Genomic DNA, 14110 nt, shown 5'->3' with positions numbered 1-14110 from the left:
GCGGTGTGGGGGCGGTAGACCTTGCCGGCGTCGGTGGACCAGCCGCCGGAGATCTTGTTCTCGGCCATCCAGGCCATCTCCTTGTAGAAGGTGGTCGTCGGGGTGATGTCGACGAACGGCGACTCCGCCGGCGGGGTGTACCCGGCCGCCTGCGGCACGAACGACGTCGTCGCGGTCTCGGTCCCGCCCACCAGGTTGTGGGCCGTGACCTCGAACGAGTACTCCTGGCCCGCCGCCAGGGAGACGCTCAGCCCGTCCACGACGGGGTCGTCCACGGACTCGGTGAGCACGGTGGTGCCGGTGGCGTCCTTGACGCGCACCACGTACTCCATGATGGGAGACCCGTTGGCCTCGGGGGCGGTCCAGGAGGCCGAGAGGGCCGTGGTGCCCGCCTCGGTGACGACGAGGTCGGTGGCGGCGTCGGGCGAGGCGGCGTAGGTGAAGTACCGCTCCCGGAAGAAGCTCGGGTGCCCGGGTTCCGCGGCATTGCCCACGGTGTCGGACAGCGGGTGGACGATCACGCTCCAGGGACCGAAGGGCTCCAGGCCCAGGTCCTCCCCGGAGACCGGGAAGGACGTCTCGTAGATGCCGTCCGTGCAGTCCCCGGCGATCCGGGTCGCGGGCCGCTGTTCCCCGTACCCGCTGCCGTCGGTGGTCCGCAGCCCCAGCTCGAGGGCGCTCTCGTCAAGACAGGTCTCGTCCGTGATGTGCAGCGTGGCGGTCACGTCGCCGCCCTCGCGGGCATCGACGACCGTCGGGCTCACCTCGAAGCTGACGAACTCCGGCGGCGAGGTGTCCCCGGCGGCCTGGGCGGTGGGGGCGACGGCGGACAGCAGCAGTGCTGCGACGGCGGCGGACGCTCCGGTGGTCGTTCTCGTGCTCATGGATTCTCCTGGTGGGGTCTCGGTGCGGAGGGGACCTACGGACCAGTAGGCCCCAGGCGGGCAGGTAGATGCGAGTGCATTGAACAGATGCCCCCCCAAGGGAGGACGGGCTGTCCACCAACGGGATGACAGATTTTCTGCTGCTGTGTGACGTCAGCTCCGGGGGGACCGTGCGCGCCGAGGGGCCGCCGCCGGTGCCCGCCGCGCCGTATGCTGGTCCCGGCGGCGCCGACCGAGGGAGACGTCCGATGACCCAGCACCAGCAGTTCGAGGCCCGCGTCCGCGAGCGCATGGCGAGGACCGGCGGGAGCTACACCGCGGCCCGCCGCCACCTCGTGGGTGACGAGCCGCCGTCGGACCTCGTCCACCCGGGTCTGCTGCCCGGCTACGCGCCCGCGCGCACGGTGTCCCAGCACGACGCCGCCCTGTGGAGCCGCGTCCTGGGCCAGGCGGGAGCCCTGAACCCGGTGACGGTGGCGCCGTTCGGCGAGGCGATGCTCGCCGGGCTGGGCGGCGGGATCGGCTTCATGGTCTTCACCTTCGAGTACCGGGACGTCACCACCGCCACGGTAGTCACCCGGTTCCACCCCGGGCCCTACCGGGAGAACCTCCTGGCGCGCTCCGGGGCGGAGGTGCGCACCCTTACGACCACCAGCCGTGGGCGGGCCCGCACGGCCCTGGACACCGCGCTGGAGGCGGGCCGGCCCGTCGTCGTGCGCGGTGACCGGGCGCTGTTCGCGGGGGAGGAGCCGGACGAGTACGGCGAGTCCGCGGACGTCGTGGTCGCCGGCCGGCACCCGGACGGCGCCTTCCTGGTGGACACCGGCACCGGGCTCCACGAGGTCGAGGAGGAGCGCCTGGCCGAGGCCCGGGCGGCCCGCGCGGCCGACAAGCACTGGCAGGCCCACGTGGAGGACCCCGGCTCGCTCGACGCCCCGACCCTGGCCGCGCACGTGCGCACCGCGGTCCGCGAGACGGCCGAGGCGCTGCTGAGCACCGGCGGCCCCGCCGGCGTGCCCGCCCACTTCGGGAAGAACTTCGGGGTCCGGGGCATGCGCACCTGGGCGGAGCGGCTCCGGGACACCCGGACCAGGAAGGGCTGGCCGGCCCTGTTCGACGACGACGAGCGCCGGGCCCGCGCGCTGGCGCAGCTGCAGCGCTTCCTGGGCGGGGACGAGTGGAGCGGCCCCGGGGCGCTGCGGCCCCTGTACGCCCGGTTCCTGCGGGAGGCCGCCGCCGCGCCGGGGCTCGCGGCCCTGGGTGAGCTCGCCGGGCGCTACGACGCCCTGGGCCGGGACTGGGACGCGCTGGCCGACGTCGTCGACCCGGACTGCGGGCACGAGCAGCGCGTGGCCGTGTTCGCGCGGATGGCCGGGCTGCTGGACGGGCTCGCCGACGCCGAGGAGGCGGCGGCCACCGCCCTGCTCCGGAGCGCCTGAACCCCGGCTCCGCAGCCGCACGGGTTGTCCCCGGGACGCCGGCCGTGGAGGCGCCGACCCGGGCGGGGCCGGGGAGGCGGCGGAGGAGAGTGGACGAGAGCAGGGAGGAGAACGCCCGATGGACGTGACCATCCTGCCGACCGCCGCGCAGGTCGCGGCGCACGCGGCCGGCGGCATCGACCTGCAGCTCCTCGGGATCGGCACCAACGGGCACATCGGCTTCAACGAGCCCATCACCTCGCTGCGCTCGCGCACCCGGGTGGCGGCGCCGGCCCTGCAGACCCGCTCCGACAACGCCCGGTTCTTCGACCGCCCCGAGGCGGTGCCCACGCACTGCGTCACCCAAGGTCTCGGCACGATCCTCGAGGCGCGGCGGATCCTGCTGGTGGCGCAGGGCGCGCGCAGGGCCGCCGCCGGCGGGCTCGCCCTCGGGGACTACTGCCGCGCGGTCCGCGCGGCCGGAAGCCCCGTGGGCCGGGGTCCTTCCCTCCGGCCTCCGGGAGGGCCAGAGTGGGGGCAACGGCGCGCGAACGAGGAGCAGGGATGACGAACTCACTGGACACCATGGGCGTGGACCGGGACCGGCTGTGGTCCACCATCGAGGAGCTGGGGCGGGTCGGGGCCTACGAGGACGAGAACGCGGGGACCACCGGGGTCCGTCGCCTGGCCCTCACGGACGAGGACATGGCCGGGCGCCGGCTGGTGCTGGGCTGGTTCGAGGCCGCCGGGCTGAGCGTGCGCCACGACCGGATGGGCAACGTGTACGCCCGCCGTGCGGGGCTCGACGACGGCCTGGCCCCCGTGCGGGTCGGCTCCCACCTGGACACCGTGAACACCGGGGGCCGGTTCGACGGGGCCCTGGGCGTCCTCGGCGGCCTGGAGATCGTGCGGTGCCTCGACGACGCGGGCATCCAGACCCAGCGGCCGGTCGAGGTGGTGGTCTTCACCGACGAGGAGGGGGTCCGGTTCGAGACCGTGACCCTGGGCTCCGCGGTGGCCTCCGGGCGGATCCCGCTCGAGCGGGCCCGGAAGCTGGCCGACCCCCAGGGGGTGACCGTGGGCAGCGAGCTGGACCGGCACGGGCTCTCGGACGGCGATCCCGTGCCGGGCCCGGAGCCGTACGCGTACCTGGAGTGCCACATCGAGCAGGGTCCCGTGCTCGCGCGGGAGGACGTGCAGGTGGGCGTGGTCACCGGCATCTTCGCGATCACGTGGAAGGAGATCGTCTTCACGGGCGTCTCCGCCCACGCGGGCACCACCCCCTACGAGTTGCGGCACAACGCCGGGCTGGCGGCGGCGCTGGTGACCGTCGCCCTGCACGAGATGGTCTCCTCGGGCCGCTACGGGGACATGCGCGCCACGGCCGGGCGGGTGGAGCAGTATCCCAACGCCACGAACGTGGTGCCGGGCTCGGCGCTCATGACCGTCGACATGCGCTGCTCGGACGCGGCGCACATGGCCGCCGCCCAGGAGGCCCTCGACGCCGCCGTCCGGCGGGCGGCCGAGGAGGCCAAGGTGGAGGCGTCCGTGCGGATCACGGCGCAGTCCCCGCCGGTGGAGTTCGACCCGGAGGTGTGCACGGCCCTGGCCAAGAGCGCGTCCAACCTCGGCATCAGCTCCCGCGAGATGGTCTCCGGGGCCGCGCACGACGCCGGGGAGATGGCCGCCCTGGGCCCGGCCGGCATGGTCTTCGTGCCGGGGCTCCAGGACGGGATCAGCCACAACCCCCAGGAGTACTCCACACCCGAGGCCTGCGCCGACGGCATCACCGTGATGCTCCGGGCCGTGTGCGAGCTGGCCGGGGTCCCCGCCCTGCAGTAGGGCGGGGAGGGCTGACCGGGCGGACCGACGCCCTCCCCCGGCGGCGTGCAGCCCGGCGGGCGGGCCCGGGGAGGGTCACTCCTCGAGCTTGCGGGCCTGCTCGTCCCAGGCGGCGTGGGCGTCGCGGGCCTCGGTGGACTGCTGGGTCTCGCGCAGGGCCCTGAGCGCGGCGTTGCGCTGCTGGGCGAGGGCGTCCGCGGCGGCCCGGGTGGCGGCGTCCTCCCGGGCCCGGGCACGGGCCGCGGTGATGGCGTCAATGACGGCCTCCACGCCCTCGGCCCCGCCCTCGAGGTAGGCGGCGCGGATCTCGCGGTCCGGGTGGTAGAGGTACTCGTCGCTGGTCTGCCCGAGCCTGGTGTCGAACTCCTGGTCGTTCCAGTCGGAGATCATGGCGGCCATCCGGTCGAGGCGCTCCTCGACCTCCCGGTGCAGGGCGGTGGGACGCGCGACGTCCCGGAGCGCCCACACCGACCGCCCGTGCGCCCGGAGCCGGGAGACGTCCCACTCGGCCTTCGGGACCTCGGCCAGCCGCTCCCGGACGGCGGCCGGAGGGCGGATCGACTGCGGGGGCAGGTCGCTCCGGAGCTGCCACGCGATCCACGCGGTGCGCATGTCCTCCACCCCGGCGCGCCGGGCCTCGTCCCGGCCCCGCCGGACCTGCGCCGCGGACTCGGCCCGGGCGCGCTGCCGGCCGAGGGTGCGCCGGCGGCGGGCCTTGACGGCCCGCACGGCCAGGGTCACGGCACCGGCCACGACGGCGGCGCCCAGGAGGACCTCCCAGTGCTCGAGCACGAAGGCCACCACGGAGAGGACGATCCCCAGTGCGATCAGGCCGCCGCAGCCGATGAGCGTGTCGTCGTTCTTGCTGCCCGCCATGGTGGCCTCCGAATGCAGTTCCTTGAGCCCTGAGCGTAGGCGCCTGCTCGGACGCGACGAGTTGAGCGACGGCGGGACGGCGGTCCCGGTGCCGTGCCCGGCCCCGGTGCCCCATCGCCGCACTCACCGGTCCTCCCCGGGACGCCGGCGCCGGCCCGCTGCTCGGGCGGGGCCGGCGAGTTCCCGGCGGGAGGGGGAGCGGACATCCACTCAGTGGACGCGAGGCCTTCCGTGGGCGGCGCCCGGCCTGTTCCATGGCGGTATGGAACCCGATGCCCCGCCGCACGTCGGCTACGCGCACGACGTCACGGAACGGATCCCGCCCGCCACCCGGGTGGCCGGGGTGTTCGGCCTCTCCGCGCTCGAGCGCCGGATCTGGGCGCGGGCGAAGGCCTTCCTGGCCGTGCGCGACGACGACGTCCACAGCCTCTACGCCTACGGCATCGCCCGGCAGCTGGTGCCGCTGGTGCCCGGGGCGGACCCCGACGTCGTGCTCCCGGCGATCCTGCCGCACGACACCGGGTGGTCGCAGGTGCCCCCGGAGCTGGTGCTCGCGGCGATCGCCCAGGGCGGAGGCCGCCCCGACCTGGTGCGCGCACACGAGGTCGAGGGGCCCGCATCGCCGCCGACGTCCTGGAGTCCGTTGGCTGCGCTCCCGCGCTGATCCGGCGGGTCACCGCGATCATCGACGGCCACGACACCCGGCCGCAGCCGACGTCCCTCGAGGACGCCCTGGTCCGCGACGCCGACCGGCTGTGGCGCTTCGACCACACCGGGATCGCCCTGGCCCACGGCTGGTTCAAGCTCACCCCCTCGGCCTGCATGGACCGGCTCGAGGCCGAGATCATCCCCGAGCTGCAGACCACCGCCGAAGACCTCGGGAAGGCGGTGACCGCAGCCGACCGCGCCTTCGCCGACTGGGCGGCCCTCACCCCGTCCGCCCGGGCCGAGCACCTGCTCCGGGCCGCCGAGGAGATCGAGGCCCGCCGCGAACCCATGGCCTGCACCAACACCCGCGAGAACGGGTCCCCGATCTCGGAGACCCTCGGGGCCGCGGCCAACGCGGCCGGGATCTTCCGCTACTTCGCGTCCCTGGCCCCGTGGCTGGAGTCCGAGGACGTGCGCCCCTTCCCCAACGGGGCAGGAGTGACCGTCGCCCACAAGGACCCCGTGGGGGGTGTGCGCGCTCATCGCCCCCTGGAACTTCCCGATCAACCTGGTCGTCGCCAAGCTCGCCCCGGCCCTGCTGGCAGGGTGCACCGTGGTGATCAAGCCGGCCTCGCCGACTCCGCTGTCCGTGCGCTTCGTCGTCGACGCGCTGACCGCCGCCGGCGTCCCGGCCGGGGTGGTCAACCTGATCACCGGCAACGGCGCCGTGGGCGACCAGCTCGTCCGCCATCCCCTCGTGCGCAAGGTGGCGTTCACCGGCTCCACCCCGGTGGGGCGCAGGATCGCCGCCGCCTGCGGCGAGCAGCTGAAGCCGGTCACCCTCGAGCTGGGCGGGAAGTCCTCCGCGATCGTGCTCGAGGACGTGGACCTCGAGCACATGTCCTCGGTGCTGATCCGCTCCTGCCTGCGCAACACCGGGCAGGCCTGCTACATCTCCACCCGCATCCTCGCCCCGGAGTCCCGCTACGAGGAGGTCGTGGAGATGGTCGGGCGCACCGTCGCCGAGGCCCCCCCAGGGCGACCCGCTGGAGCAGGAGATCGTCTTCGGGCCCATGGCCAACCGGTGGCAGTACGACGTCGTGATGGGCTACCTGGACTCCGCGGAGCAGGAAGGCGCACGCGTGGTCACCGGCGGGGGCCGGGCCGACATCGGGACCGGTTTCTTCGTCCGGCCGACCGTCCTCGCCGACGTCACCCCGGGGATGACGGTGGCCCGGGAAAAGATCTTCGGGCCGATCATCACGATCCTGCGCTACCGGGACGTGGACCAGGCCGTGGAGCTGACCAACAACACCCCGTACGGACTGGGCGGCATCGTCTTCTCCTCCGACGAGGACCGCGCACTGCAGGTGGCCCGGCGCGTGAACACCGGCTCCATCGGCATCAACTTCTTCGCCTCCAACCACGCCGCGCCCTTCGGCGGGCGGGGGGACTCCGGACTCGGCGTGGAGTTCGGGGTCGAGGGGCTGAGGGCCTACCTGACGTACCAGTCCGTCCACCGCAGGCCCTCGGCCTGAGACCTCGGCCGCTCCGGGCCCCGCCCCGTGCCCGGCCCCGGCCCGGAGGCCGCGGACCCGGCGGAGCCGGCGGGAGGAGAGCAGTCGCGCACCACCGCACGGCGGCCCGGCAGGGCGCCGTGGCCGGCGGTCCGACCGGTGCCGTGCTCTCGACCCTCGTGCTGACGCTGTTCGCCTCACTGCCCGATGGTCGGTTCTACTCGTGGGGCCGGCGCGTGCCGTTCCTGCTCTCGGTGATCGTGTCCTCGTCGGCCGGTACCTGCGGGCCCGGGTCAAGGAGTCCCCCGAGTTCGAGGCGGCCCGCCGGAGCGGCGACGTGCACACCGGGACCCCGCTCATGCTGATGGTCACCCGGGTACCCGAAGGAGGTCGTGCTGGGCGCCCTGGCCGGCGCGGCCCCGCTGTTCGTGCAGGGTCTGCTCGCCGGGTTCATGGTCACCGACGTGTCGGTCATCAACGAGTGGATCCCGCGCTCCGAGGCGCTGATGCTCCTGACGTTCTCCAGCTTCTTCCACATCTTCACGATCCCCGCCTTCGCCGCCCTCTCCGACCGGATCGGCCGGAAGAAGGTCATGGTCGGGGGCGCGATATTCTCGGCGATCGCCGTCCGGCCGATGTTCGCCATGTTCAACACGGGCGACCCGCTCTGGATCGGTGCGGCCTTCATGCTGGGCAACCCCATCATCCAGGCCTCGATGTACGGCCCGATCGGGGCGTTCCTGTCCGAGAAGTTCGGCACGAACGCCCGGTACACCGGCGCCTCGCTGTCCTTCCAGCTCAGTTCGATCATCGGCGCCGGCGTGGCTCCGCTGGTCGCCGCCCGGCTGACCTCCGCCGAGGTGGGCACCACCAACCCGGCCGTCTACGTGACCGTCATATTCCCGGTCCCGGGCGCAGCGGTCCGCTCGCTCGTCCCGTTCGTCAGCCGATGGCGATGCTGTCGAGGTCCTCGCCGACGACGAGCTCGCCCGAGAAGGTCTCGCCGGCCTTCTCCCACTGCTCGACCGGCCAGTTGCCCGGCACGAGGTGGTTGAGCACGAGCTTCTTCACCCCGGCGCGCTCGGCGACGTCCCCGACGTCCTCGATGGTGGTGTGCGCGCCGACCAGGTGCTGGTACTCGGCCTCGGACGCGGCATCGCGCGGGGCGGGGTGGTGCTGCCCGACCCAGGCCTCGGCGATGACCTCGTGCACGAGGACGTCCGATCCGTGCGCCAGCTCCACCAGGTTGTCGCTGGGGCTGGTGTCGCCGGAGAACGTCACCGCGCCGGAGTCGGTGTCGAAGCGGTAGGCGAAGGCGGGGAACACCGGGGCGTGCTGGACCAGGGTCGCGGTGACCTTGACCCGGTCGTCCTCGTACACGTCGATGGGGCTCATCCGCGGGTGCGGATCGCCGTTGGGGTCGTCGGCCAGGTCGGCCGGCAGGTCGACGTCCCGGCCGACGAAGAAGTCCCGTGGCGGCGGGTAGCCGGAGTCGATGATCCGGTCGTTGAAGTCCGTGGCGAAGGTCCTCATCATCGCCTCGATCGTCTCCCGGGTGCCCGGCGTCGGGTTGTCGGGGTGGACGACCTGGTCGGCGGGGATCTGCTCGCCCCTGAAGTTGACGGGCAGCGCCCCACGATTGCCCGGGCCGAAGACCTGCAGCACCCGGTCCGGAACGGTCACACCGTTCTGCAGGCCGGTGCCGAAGATGTTGTAGAGGTCGGAGATGTGGTCCGAGTGCAGGTGGGTGAGGAACACGGCCTCCAGGGCGTCCAGGGGCCCCCGCATGTCCTTGGCCCAGGTGCCCAGCTTCGCCTTCTTGAGCTGCTTGCCGACCCCGTCCCCGGCGTCGACGAGGTAGTACCTGTCCCCGACGACGACGGCGGAGGCCACGCCCTCACGGTGGGAGTCGTTCCACCACGGCGGGCCGCCGCTCGTGCCGAGCAGCACGACCCGGTTCGCGGCGGTGCTGGTGAGGGGCGCCCGTGGCGCGGCGCGCCCCGGCGCCGTCGCGGTTGCCGAGGGGGAGGCGCCGCCGGCGGGCTCTCCCCCGGAGGCGCAGGCCGTGGCGGCCAGCGGGGTCAGGCCGAGGGCGGAGGCCAGGCCCAGGACCCTGCGGCGGGAGATCCCGTCCCGGGACGACGCGGTGGGAGAGTTCACGGGGATTCTCGTTCCTGTGCGGCCCGGAGGCGGAGCTGCTCCGGGACTCCGGTCATGTGGTCGTGGGGTGCCCCGTCAGTCGCGCGGCGTGAGCCGGAGCGGCATCCGCGCGAAGCCGCGCAGCACGTTGTGGATCCACGGGCTCGGCTCGGCGGTCGGCTCGATCCGGTCCACGCGCCGGGCGAGGGCCTGGAGGACGAGCTCGATCTCGATCCGTGCGATCGGCTGCCCCACGCACTGGTGCAGCCCCATGCCGAACGCCACGTGGCCGGAGGCGCTGCGGTCGAGGTCGAAGACGTCGGCGTCCTCGCCCCACTTGCGGGGATCGCGGTTGGCGGCGCCCATGAACAGCAGGATCTTCGCGTCCGCGGGGATGGTCACGCCGCCGATCTCGGTGTCCACGGTCGAGGTGCGGTGGAACATCTGGAAGGGCGACTCCAGCCGCAGGGCCTCGTCCACCGCGAACTTGGCGAGCCGTGGGTTGGCCTTGAGCTTCTCCCACTCGCCGGGGTGGCGGGCGAGGCTGTACAGGGTGTTGCCGATGCCGAACACGGTGGTGTCCACCCCGGCGGACAGCAGCGCCCGGACGAGCAGGGTGGCCTGCTGGGGCTCGATCCGGCCCTCCTCGGCGACCTTCCAGATGTCGGCGCCCAGCCCGGTGAGCGAGAGGTTCTCCCGGGCGCAGCTGTCCATGATCCAGGCGGCGACCTTCTCGCCCTCGGTGAAGGCCTCGGCCCGGATCTCGTTGTCCGCGCCGAAGGCGTTGAAGACCATGGCGCCGTAGGGCAGCAGGTTCTCGCGGCCCTCCGGGCGCAGCCCCACGGCGTCCGGGAAGACCTTCAGCGGGTAGGGCTCGGCGATGTCCTTGATGCCGTCGACGTCGCCCCGGGACACGACCTCCTCGGCCAGCTCCTCCGCGAAGGGGGCGAACTGCTCCCTGAGCCGGCGCATGGTGGAGGGAGAGATGACCCCCGCCAGGCCGCGGCGCATGACGGTGTGCGTGGGCGGGTCCGACTCCAGGATCGACGGCGGCCGCCACTCCGGCTCCTTGCGGATGTCCTTCGGCCCGAGGCCGCCGCTGGAGCAGTAGGACTCGAAGTCGGTGAGGATCTCGTAGACCCACTCGTAGCGCGTCACGGCGTAGCAGCCGTACTTCTCCAGCCACACGACGGGTCCGGCCTCCCGCAGCTTCTCGTGCAGCGGGTAGGGGTTCGCGATGTTCTCCCGGGAGAAGGGGTCGTCCGGAAGAGCCACGGCCTCCGGCCGCGCGACGATGGCAGTCATGGGAACACTCCTGTGCAGGTCGGTGGGTCAGAGGTCGAGGACGAGCTTGCGGCAACCGGCCGCGGCACGGGAGACGCAGACCATCATGGCGTCGCCCAGGTGCTTCTCCTCCTCGTCGAGGATCGCGTCCCGGTGCTCGACGTCGCCGCCGAGCACCCGGGTCTCGCACGTGCCGCACACCCCCACACGGCAGGAGGACAGCACACGCACCCCGTGCTCCTCCACCACGTCGAGGACCGTGCGGTCGGGCGGCACCGTGACCGTCCTCCCGGTCTCGGTCAGCTCCACCTCGAAGGGCTCGGCGCTCGCCCCGGCGTCGAGGTTCGCCGCGACGAACCGTTCGACGTGCAGGGCGCCGGGAGGCCAGCCCGTGCAGTAGTCCTCGATCGCGCGCAGCAGGGGGTCGGGGCCGCACGCGTAGACGAGCATCTTGGCCCGGGGCAGCGCGAGCAGCCCGTCGAGGTCGATGCGGCCGGCCTCGTCCTCCGGGAACGGGAGGATCCTGTCCCCGTACCGGGCGACCAGCTCGTCGAGGAAGGCCATCGAGGCCCGGGAGCGCCCGCCGTAGGCCAGCCGCCACTCCCGGCCCGCGGCCTCCGCCGCCTCGATCATCGGCAGGATCGGGGTGATCCCGATGCCGCCGGCGATGAAGAGGTACTTGCGGGAGTCCACGAACGGGAAGTTGTTCCGGGGGCCGTTGATCCGCACGACGTCGCCCTCGGCGAGGTCCTCGTGGACGTAGGCCGACCCGCCGCGGGAGTCGCGCGTGCGCAGCACCGCGACCTGCAGCCGGGTCCGGTCCTCGAGCGGGGAGCAGATCGAGTACTGCCGCACGTGGTGGGGCAGGACCAGGTCGATGTGCGAGCCCGGTTCCCAGCGGGGGAAAGCGTCGCCGTCCACGGTGCGCAGGGTGATCCGGCGGACGCCCTCGGCCACGGCCTCGAGCCGTTCGACGACGGCCTCCTCGACCTCGTGCCGGTAGCGGTGCTCGGGGTCCGGGTGCGAGGGGACCGGCCCGGCGGGCGCGGGTACGGTGTTGGTGGCGGTCATGGCTCCTCCCCTTCAGGCGTTCGCGGCCAGGGCGGCCGTGGTGGCCCGGTGGGCACCGAGCCCGCCGTCGACGCAGATGTCCGTGCCGTTGATCCACGCGGCCCCGGGGCCGACGAGGAACGCGATGGTGCGCGCGATGTCTCCGGGCTCCCCGGCGCGGCCGAGCAGTGCGACCGCGCCCTCGACCTTGTCCCGGCCGTGGTCCTTCTTGAAGTCCTCCAGGATCGGCGTCTGCACGGGCCCGGGGCTGACCGAGACCACGCGCACGCGGCCGAGGTTCTCGGCGGCGGCCGAGAGCGTGAGCCACCGGACGCACTCCTTGGAGAACCGGTACGAGTTGCCGGTGACCTCCGGGTCCGCGGCCACGGCGTCCAGGGCCGCCGCACGGTCCTCGGCCCCGGCGAAGCGCGCCACCTCGGCGGAGCGCGCTGCCCAGCCGTTCGCCACGCTGGAGGCGAGGTTGACCACCACGCCGCCGTCGGCGATCTTCGGCAGCAGGGCCCGGGTGAGATCCCGCAGGCCGAACACGTTGACGGAGAGCACCAGCCGCCACGGAGCGGTGCCCGGCACACCGGCGATGTTCAGCAGCCCCGTGATGCCGTGCGGCACCCGGTCCGCGACCGCCGCCACGCCCTCCGCCGTGGAGAGGTCCCCCTGGACGAACGTCCCGGGGAACTCCGGGGCGGGATTGCGGTCCACGCCGATCACCTCCGCGCCGGAGGCGCGGAGCAGAGCTGCGGTGGCGGCGCCGATGCCGGAGGCGGCACCGGTGACGACGAAGGTCTGGTCGTGGAGCGTCATGGAGATGGTCCTTCCGACAACGAGGGGCGACCGTGCACCGCCGTCGAGCGGCTGGGCGTCCGGTTCTATCTTCCTCCACCACTGTCGGTCCCGGGAGGCCGGAAGCTCACGCGACCTTTCCGGCCAGCGGAAGGTGGAGTGTCCGCGGTCACAGCGGAAACCGATGCTGGAAGATGTGGAGGTCCGTCCGGGGACGGGCGGGGCTTCCGGACCGACCGCGACGTGAGGAGACCCGGTGCCAGCCACCTACGAAGTCATCGACCCGGCCACCCTGGATCCCGTGGGGGAGGTGCCCCTGCACCGCCCGGAGGACGTCGAGCGGGCCGTCGTCTCGGCGACCGCGGCCGCCCGTGCCTGGGCCGCGGACCGCGAGGCCCGCCGCACCGCGCTCCGGCGGGCCTCCGAGGCCGTGCGGGCCGAGGCGGAGGACCTCGGCCGGATCCTCTCCCTGGAACAGGGCAAGGTCTGGGCCGAGGCCACCCAGGAGTTCACGGTCGCCGCCGGCCTGCTGCGCCACTACGCCGACCTCGAGTGGGACCTCGTCGAGACGCTCCCGGTGCGCCAGGACCGCTCGGTCCAGGTCCAGTACGCACCGGTCGGGCTCGTGGGGGCCATCACGCCGTGGAACTTCCCGATCTCCCTGCTGGCCGTCAAGCTGGCTCCGGCGCTGGTGGCCGGGTGCACGGTGATCGCCAAGCCGGCGCCCTCCACCCCGATGTCCACCCGGGCCCTGGCCGAGGTGCTCAACCGCTTCCTCCCCGAGCACGTGCTGCAGGTCGTCACCGGCCGCGGCGTGCTCTCCCGGGCGCTCTCCGAGCTTCCCGGTATCCGGAAGATCTCCTTCACGGGCTCCACCGAGATCGGTGCCGCGATCATGGCGCAGGCCGCGCCGACGGTGAAGAAGGTGACCCTCGAGCTGGGCGGCAACGACCCGGCGATCGTGCTGCCCGACGCCGACCCGGAGTTCACGGCCCGGCGGATCGTGGGCTCGGCGTTCCGCAACGCCGGCCAGGTCTGCATGGCCGTGAAGCGGGTCTACGTCCCGCGGGCCCGGACGGCCGAGCTGACCGACGCCCTCGTGGAGGCGGCCGCCGCGCTGCGCCTGGGCCACGGCGTGGCCGAGGGCACCAGCATGGGGCCCATGCACACCGGCGACCAGCAGCGGCTCGTGAAGGACTACGTGGCCCGTGCGGTGGCCGAGGGCGGGCGCATCGCCCACGGCGGCCGGCACGGAACGGACCTGCCCGGTCACTTCCTGGAGCCGACCGTCGTGGTGGACCCGCCGCGCACCACCGATCTCGTGGCCTGCGAGCAGTTCGGTGCCGCCCTGCCGGTGGTGCCCTACGACGACCTGGACGCGACCGTGGAGGAGCTCAATGCGCAGGAGTTCGGCCTCGGCGCCTCGGTGTGGTCCCCGGACCTGGACCGGGCCCAGGAGGTCGCCTCCCGGCTGGAGGTCGGCACCGCCTGGATCAACCAGCACACCGTCGTCGAGCTCGACGCCCCCTTCGGCGGGTGGAAGGGCTCCGGCCTGGGGCGGGAGCGCGGCCGCTGGGGCCTGGAGGAGTACCTCGAGCCCCGCACCGTCAACGCCCGTCCCCACACCGCCTGAACCACGGCCCGGGGGTGG

General features: G+C 73.5%; 13 protein-coding genes and 2 pseudogenes. 9 read left to right on the top strand and 6 right to left on the bottom strand.

Features of this window, described 5'->3' with window-relative positions; all coding sequences use genetic code 11:
* Positions 1-884: fibronectin type III domain-containing protein (locus ACH9EU_RS00635; protein WP_396411991.1), on the bottom strand; the 884-nt coding region annotated here is incomplete at its 3' end.
* Positions 885-1132: 248 nt separating this feature from the next.
* Between ACH9EU_RS00635 and ACH9EU_RS00630 the strand changes: the two genes are divergently transcribed.
* The 3 genes from ACH9EU_RS00630 (at position 1133) to ACH9EU_RS00620 (ending at position 4144) form a co-directional block, all read left to right on the top strand.
* A complete protein-coding gene (locus tag ACH9EU_RS00630; RefSeq protein ID WP_396411990.1) occupies positions 1133-2323 on the top strand; it encodes a DUF4872 domain-containing protein in 1191 nt (396 codons plus the stop codon).
* Between the two features lie 118 nt (positions 2324-2441).
* On the top strand, positions 2442-2870 hold the full coding sequence (locus tag ACH9EU_RS00625; protein WP_396411989.1) for a hypothetical protein: 429 nt from the start codon (positions 2442-2444) through the stop codon (positions 2868-2870).
* Complete coding sequence (locus tag ACH9EU_RS00620; protein WP_396411988.1) at positions 2867-4144, top strand: hydantoinase/carbamoylase family amidase; 1278 nt, start codon at positions 2867-2869, stop codon at positions 4142-4144. Before ACH9EU_RS00625 ends, ACH9EU_RS00620 begins: the two co-directional genes overlap by 4 nt.
* Positions 4145-4219: 75 nt before the next feature.
* Here the strand turns inward: ACH9EU_RS00620 and ACH9EU_RS00615 are convergent, their stop codons facing one another.
* A complete protein-coding gene (locus ACH9EU_RS00615) occupies positions 4220-5020 on the bottom strand; it encodes a hypothetical protein (RefSeq protein ID WP_396411987.1) in 801 nt (266 codons plus the stop codon).
* Positions 5021-5282: 262 nt separating this feature from the next.
* Between ACH9EU_RS00615 and ACH9EU_RS00610 the strand changes: the two genes are divergently transcribed.
* The 5 genes and pseudogenes from ACH9EU_RS00610 (at position 5283) to ACH9EU_RS00590 (ending at position 8240) form a co-directional block, all read left to right on the top strand.
* The gene (locus ACH9EU_RS00610) at positions 5283-5684 is read left to right on the top strand and encodes a hypothetical protein (RefSeq protein WP_396411986.1); all 402 of its coding nucleotides are present in this window, start codon (positions 5283-5285) and stop codon (positions 5682-5684) included.
* Between the two features lie 158 nt (positions 5685-5842).
* Positions 5843-6145, top strand: a pseudogene (locus ACH9EU_RS00605) (aldehyde dehydrogenase family protein); the annotation flags it as partial.
* A gap of 52 nt (positions 6146-6197) precedes the next feature.
* Positions 6198-6653 (top strand): annotated as a pseudogene (locus tag ACH9EU_RS00600) (aldehyde dehydrogenase family protein); the annotation flags it as partial.
* Positions 6654-6741: 88 nt separating this feature from the next.
* Entirely contained in the window at positions 6742-7206 is a 465-nt protein-coding gene (locus tag ACH9EU_RS00595) for an aldehyde dehydrogenase family protein (protein ID WP_396411985.1), read from the top strand.
* Positions 7207-7577: 371 nt separating this feature from the next.
* Entirely contained in the window at positions 7578-8240 is a 663-nt protein-coding gene (locus tag ACH9EU_RS00590; protein ID WP_396411984.1) for an MFS transporter, read from the top strand.
* Here ACH9EU_RS00590 and ACH9EU_RS00585 read toward each other — a convergent pair.
* The 4 genes from ACH9EU_RS00585 to ACH9EU_RS00570 form a co-directional block, all read right to left on the bottom strand.
* Positions 8128-9345 (bottom strand): MBL fold metallo-hydrolase, encoded by a 1218-nt coding sequence (locus ACH9EU_RS00585; protein WP_396411983.1) that lies wholly within the window; start codon positions 9343-9345, stop codon positions 8128-8130. The genes ACH9EU_RS00590 and ACH9EU_RS00585 overlap by 113 nt on opposite strands.
* A gap of 75 nt (positions 9346-9420) precedes the next feature.
* Entirely contained in the window at positions 9421-10629 is a 1209-nt protein-coding gene (locus tag ACH9EU_RS00580; RefSeq protein WP_396411982.1) for a cytochrome P450, read from the bottom strand.
* A 27-nt stretch (positions 10630-10656) separates the two neighbouring features.
* Positions 10657-11679, bottom strand: coding sequence for a 2Fe-2S iron-sulfur cluster-binding protein (locus ACH9EU_RS00575; protein WP_396411981.1), 1023 nt, complete (start codon positions 11677-11679; stop codon positions 10657-10659).
* A gap of 12 nt (positions 11680-11691) precedes the next feature.
* Complete coding sequence (locus tag ACH9EU_RS00570) at positions 11692-12480, bottom strand: coniferyl-alcohol dehydrogenase (RefSeq protein ID WP_396411980.1); 789 nt, start codon at positions 12478-12480, stop codon at positions 11692-11694.
* Positions 12481-12715: 235 nt separating this feature from the next.
* Between ACH9EU_RS00570 and ACH9EU_RS00565 the strand changes: the two genes are divergently transcribed.
* The gene (locus tag ACH9EU_RS00565) at positions 12716-14092 is read left to right on the top strand and encodes an aldehyde dehydrogenase family protein (protein ID WP_396411979.1); all 1377 of its coding nucleotides are present in this window, start codon (positions 12716-12718) and stop codon (positions 14090-14092) included.
* Positions 14093-14110 lie beyond the last annotated feature (18 nt).

Source organism: Kocuria rhizosphaerae, from assembly GCF_044462265.1.
GTDB lineage: Bacteria > Actinomycetota > Actinomycetes > Actinomycetales > Micrococcaceae > Kocuria > Kocuria rhizosphaerae.
The sequence above is the reverse complement of the archived record's forward strand: the minus strand, read 5'-3'. Positions and strand labels throughout refer to the sequence as shown.

Coding starts and splice junctions, on each gene's coding strand:
- ACH9EU_RS00580 (WP_396411982.1), bottom strand. CDS start 10,629: ATGACTGCCATCGTCGCGCGGCCGGAGGCCGTGGCTCTTCCGGACGAC.
- ACH9EU_RS00570 (WP_396411980.1), bottom strand. CDS start 12,480: ATGACGCTCCACGACCAGACCTTCGTCGTCACCGGTGCCGCCTCCGGC.
- ACH9EU_RS00575 (WP_396411981.1), bottom strand. CDS start 11,679: ATGACCGCCACCAACACCGTACCCGCGCCCGCCGGGCCGGTCCCCTCG.
- ACH9EU_RS00620 (WP_396411988.1), top strand. CDS start 2,867: ATGACGAACTCACTGGACACCATGGGCGTGGACCGGGACCGGCTGTGG.
- ACH9EU_RS00610 (WP_396411986.1), top strand. CDS start 5,283: ATGGAACCCGATGCCCCGCCGCACGTCGGCTACGCGCACGACGTCACG.
- ACH9EU_RS00630 (WP_396411990.1), top strand. CDS start 1,133: ATGACCCAGCACCAGCAGTTCGAGGCCCGCGTCCGCGAGCGCATGGCG.
- ACH9EU_RS00595 (WP_396411985.1), top strand. CDS start 6,742: ATGGCCAACCGGTGGCAGTACGACGTCGTGATGGGCTACCTGGACTCC.
- ACH9EU_RS00615 (WP_396411987.1), bottom strand. CDS start 5,020: ATGGCGGGCAGCAAGAACGACGACACGCTCATCGGCTGCGGCGGCCTG.
- ACH9EU_RS00625 (WP_396411989.1), top strand. CDS start 2,442: ATGGACGTGACCATCCTGCCGACCGCCGCGCAGGTCGCGGCGCACGCG.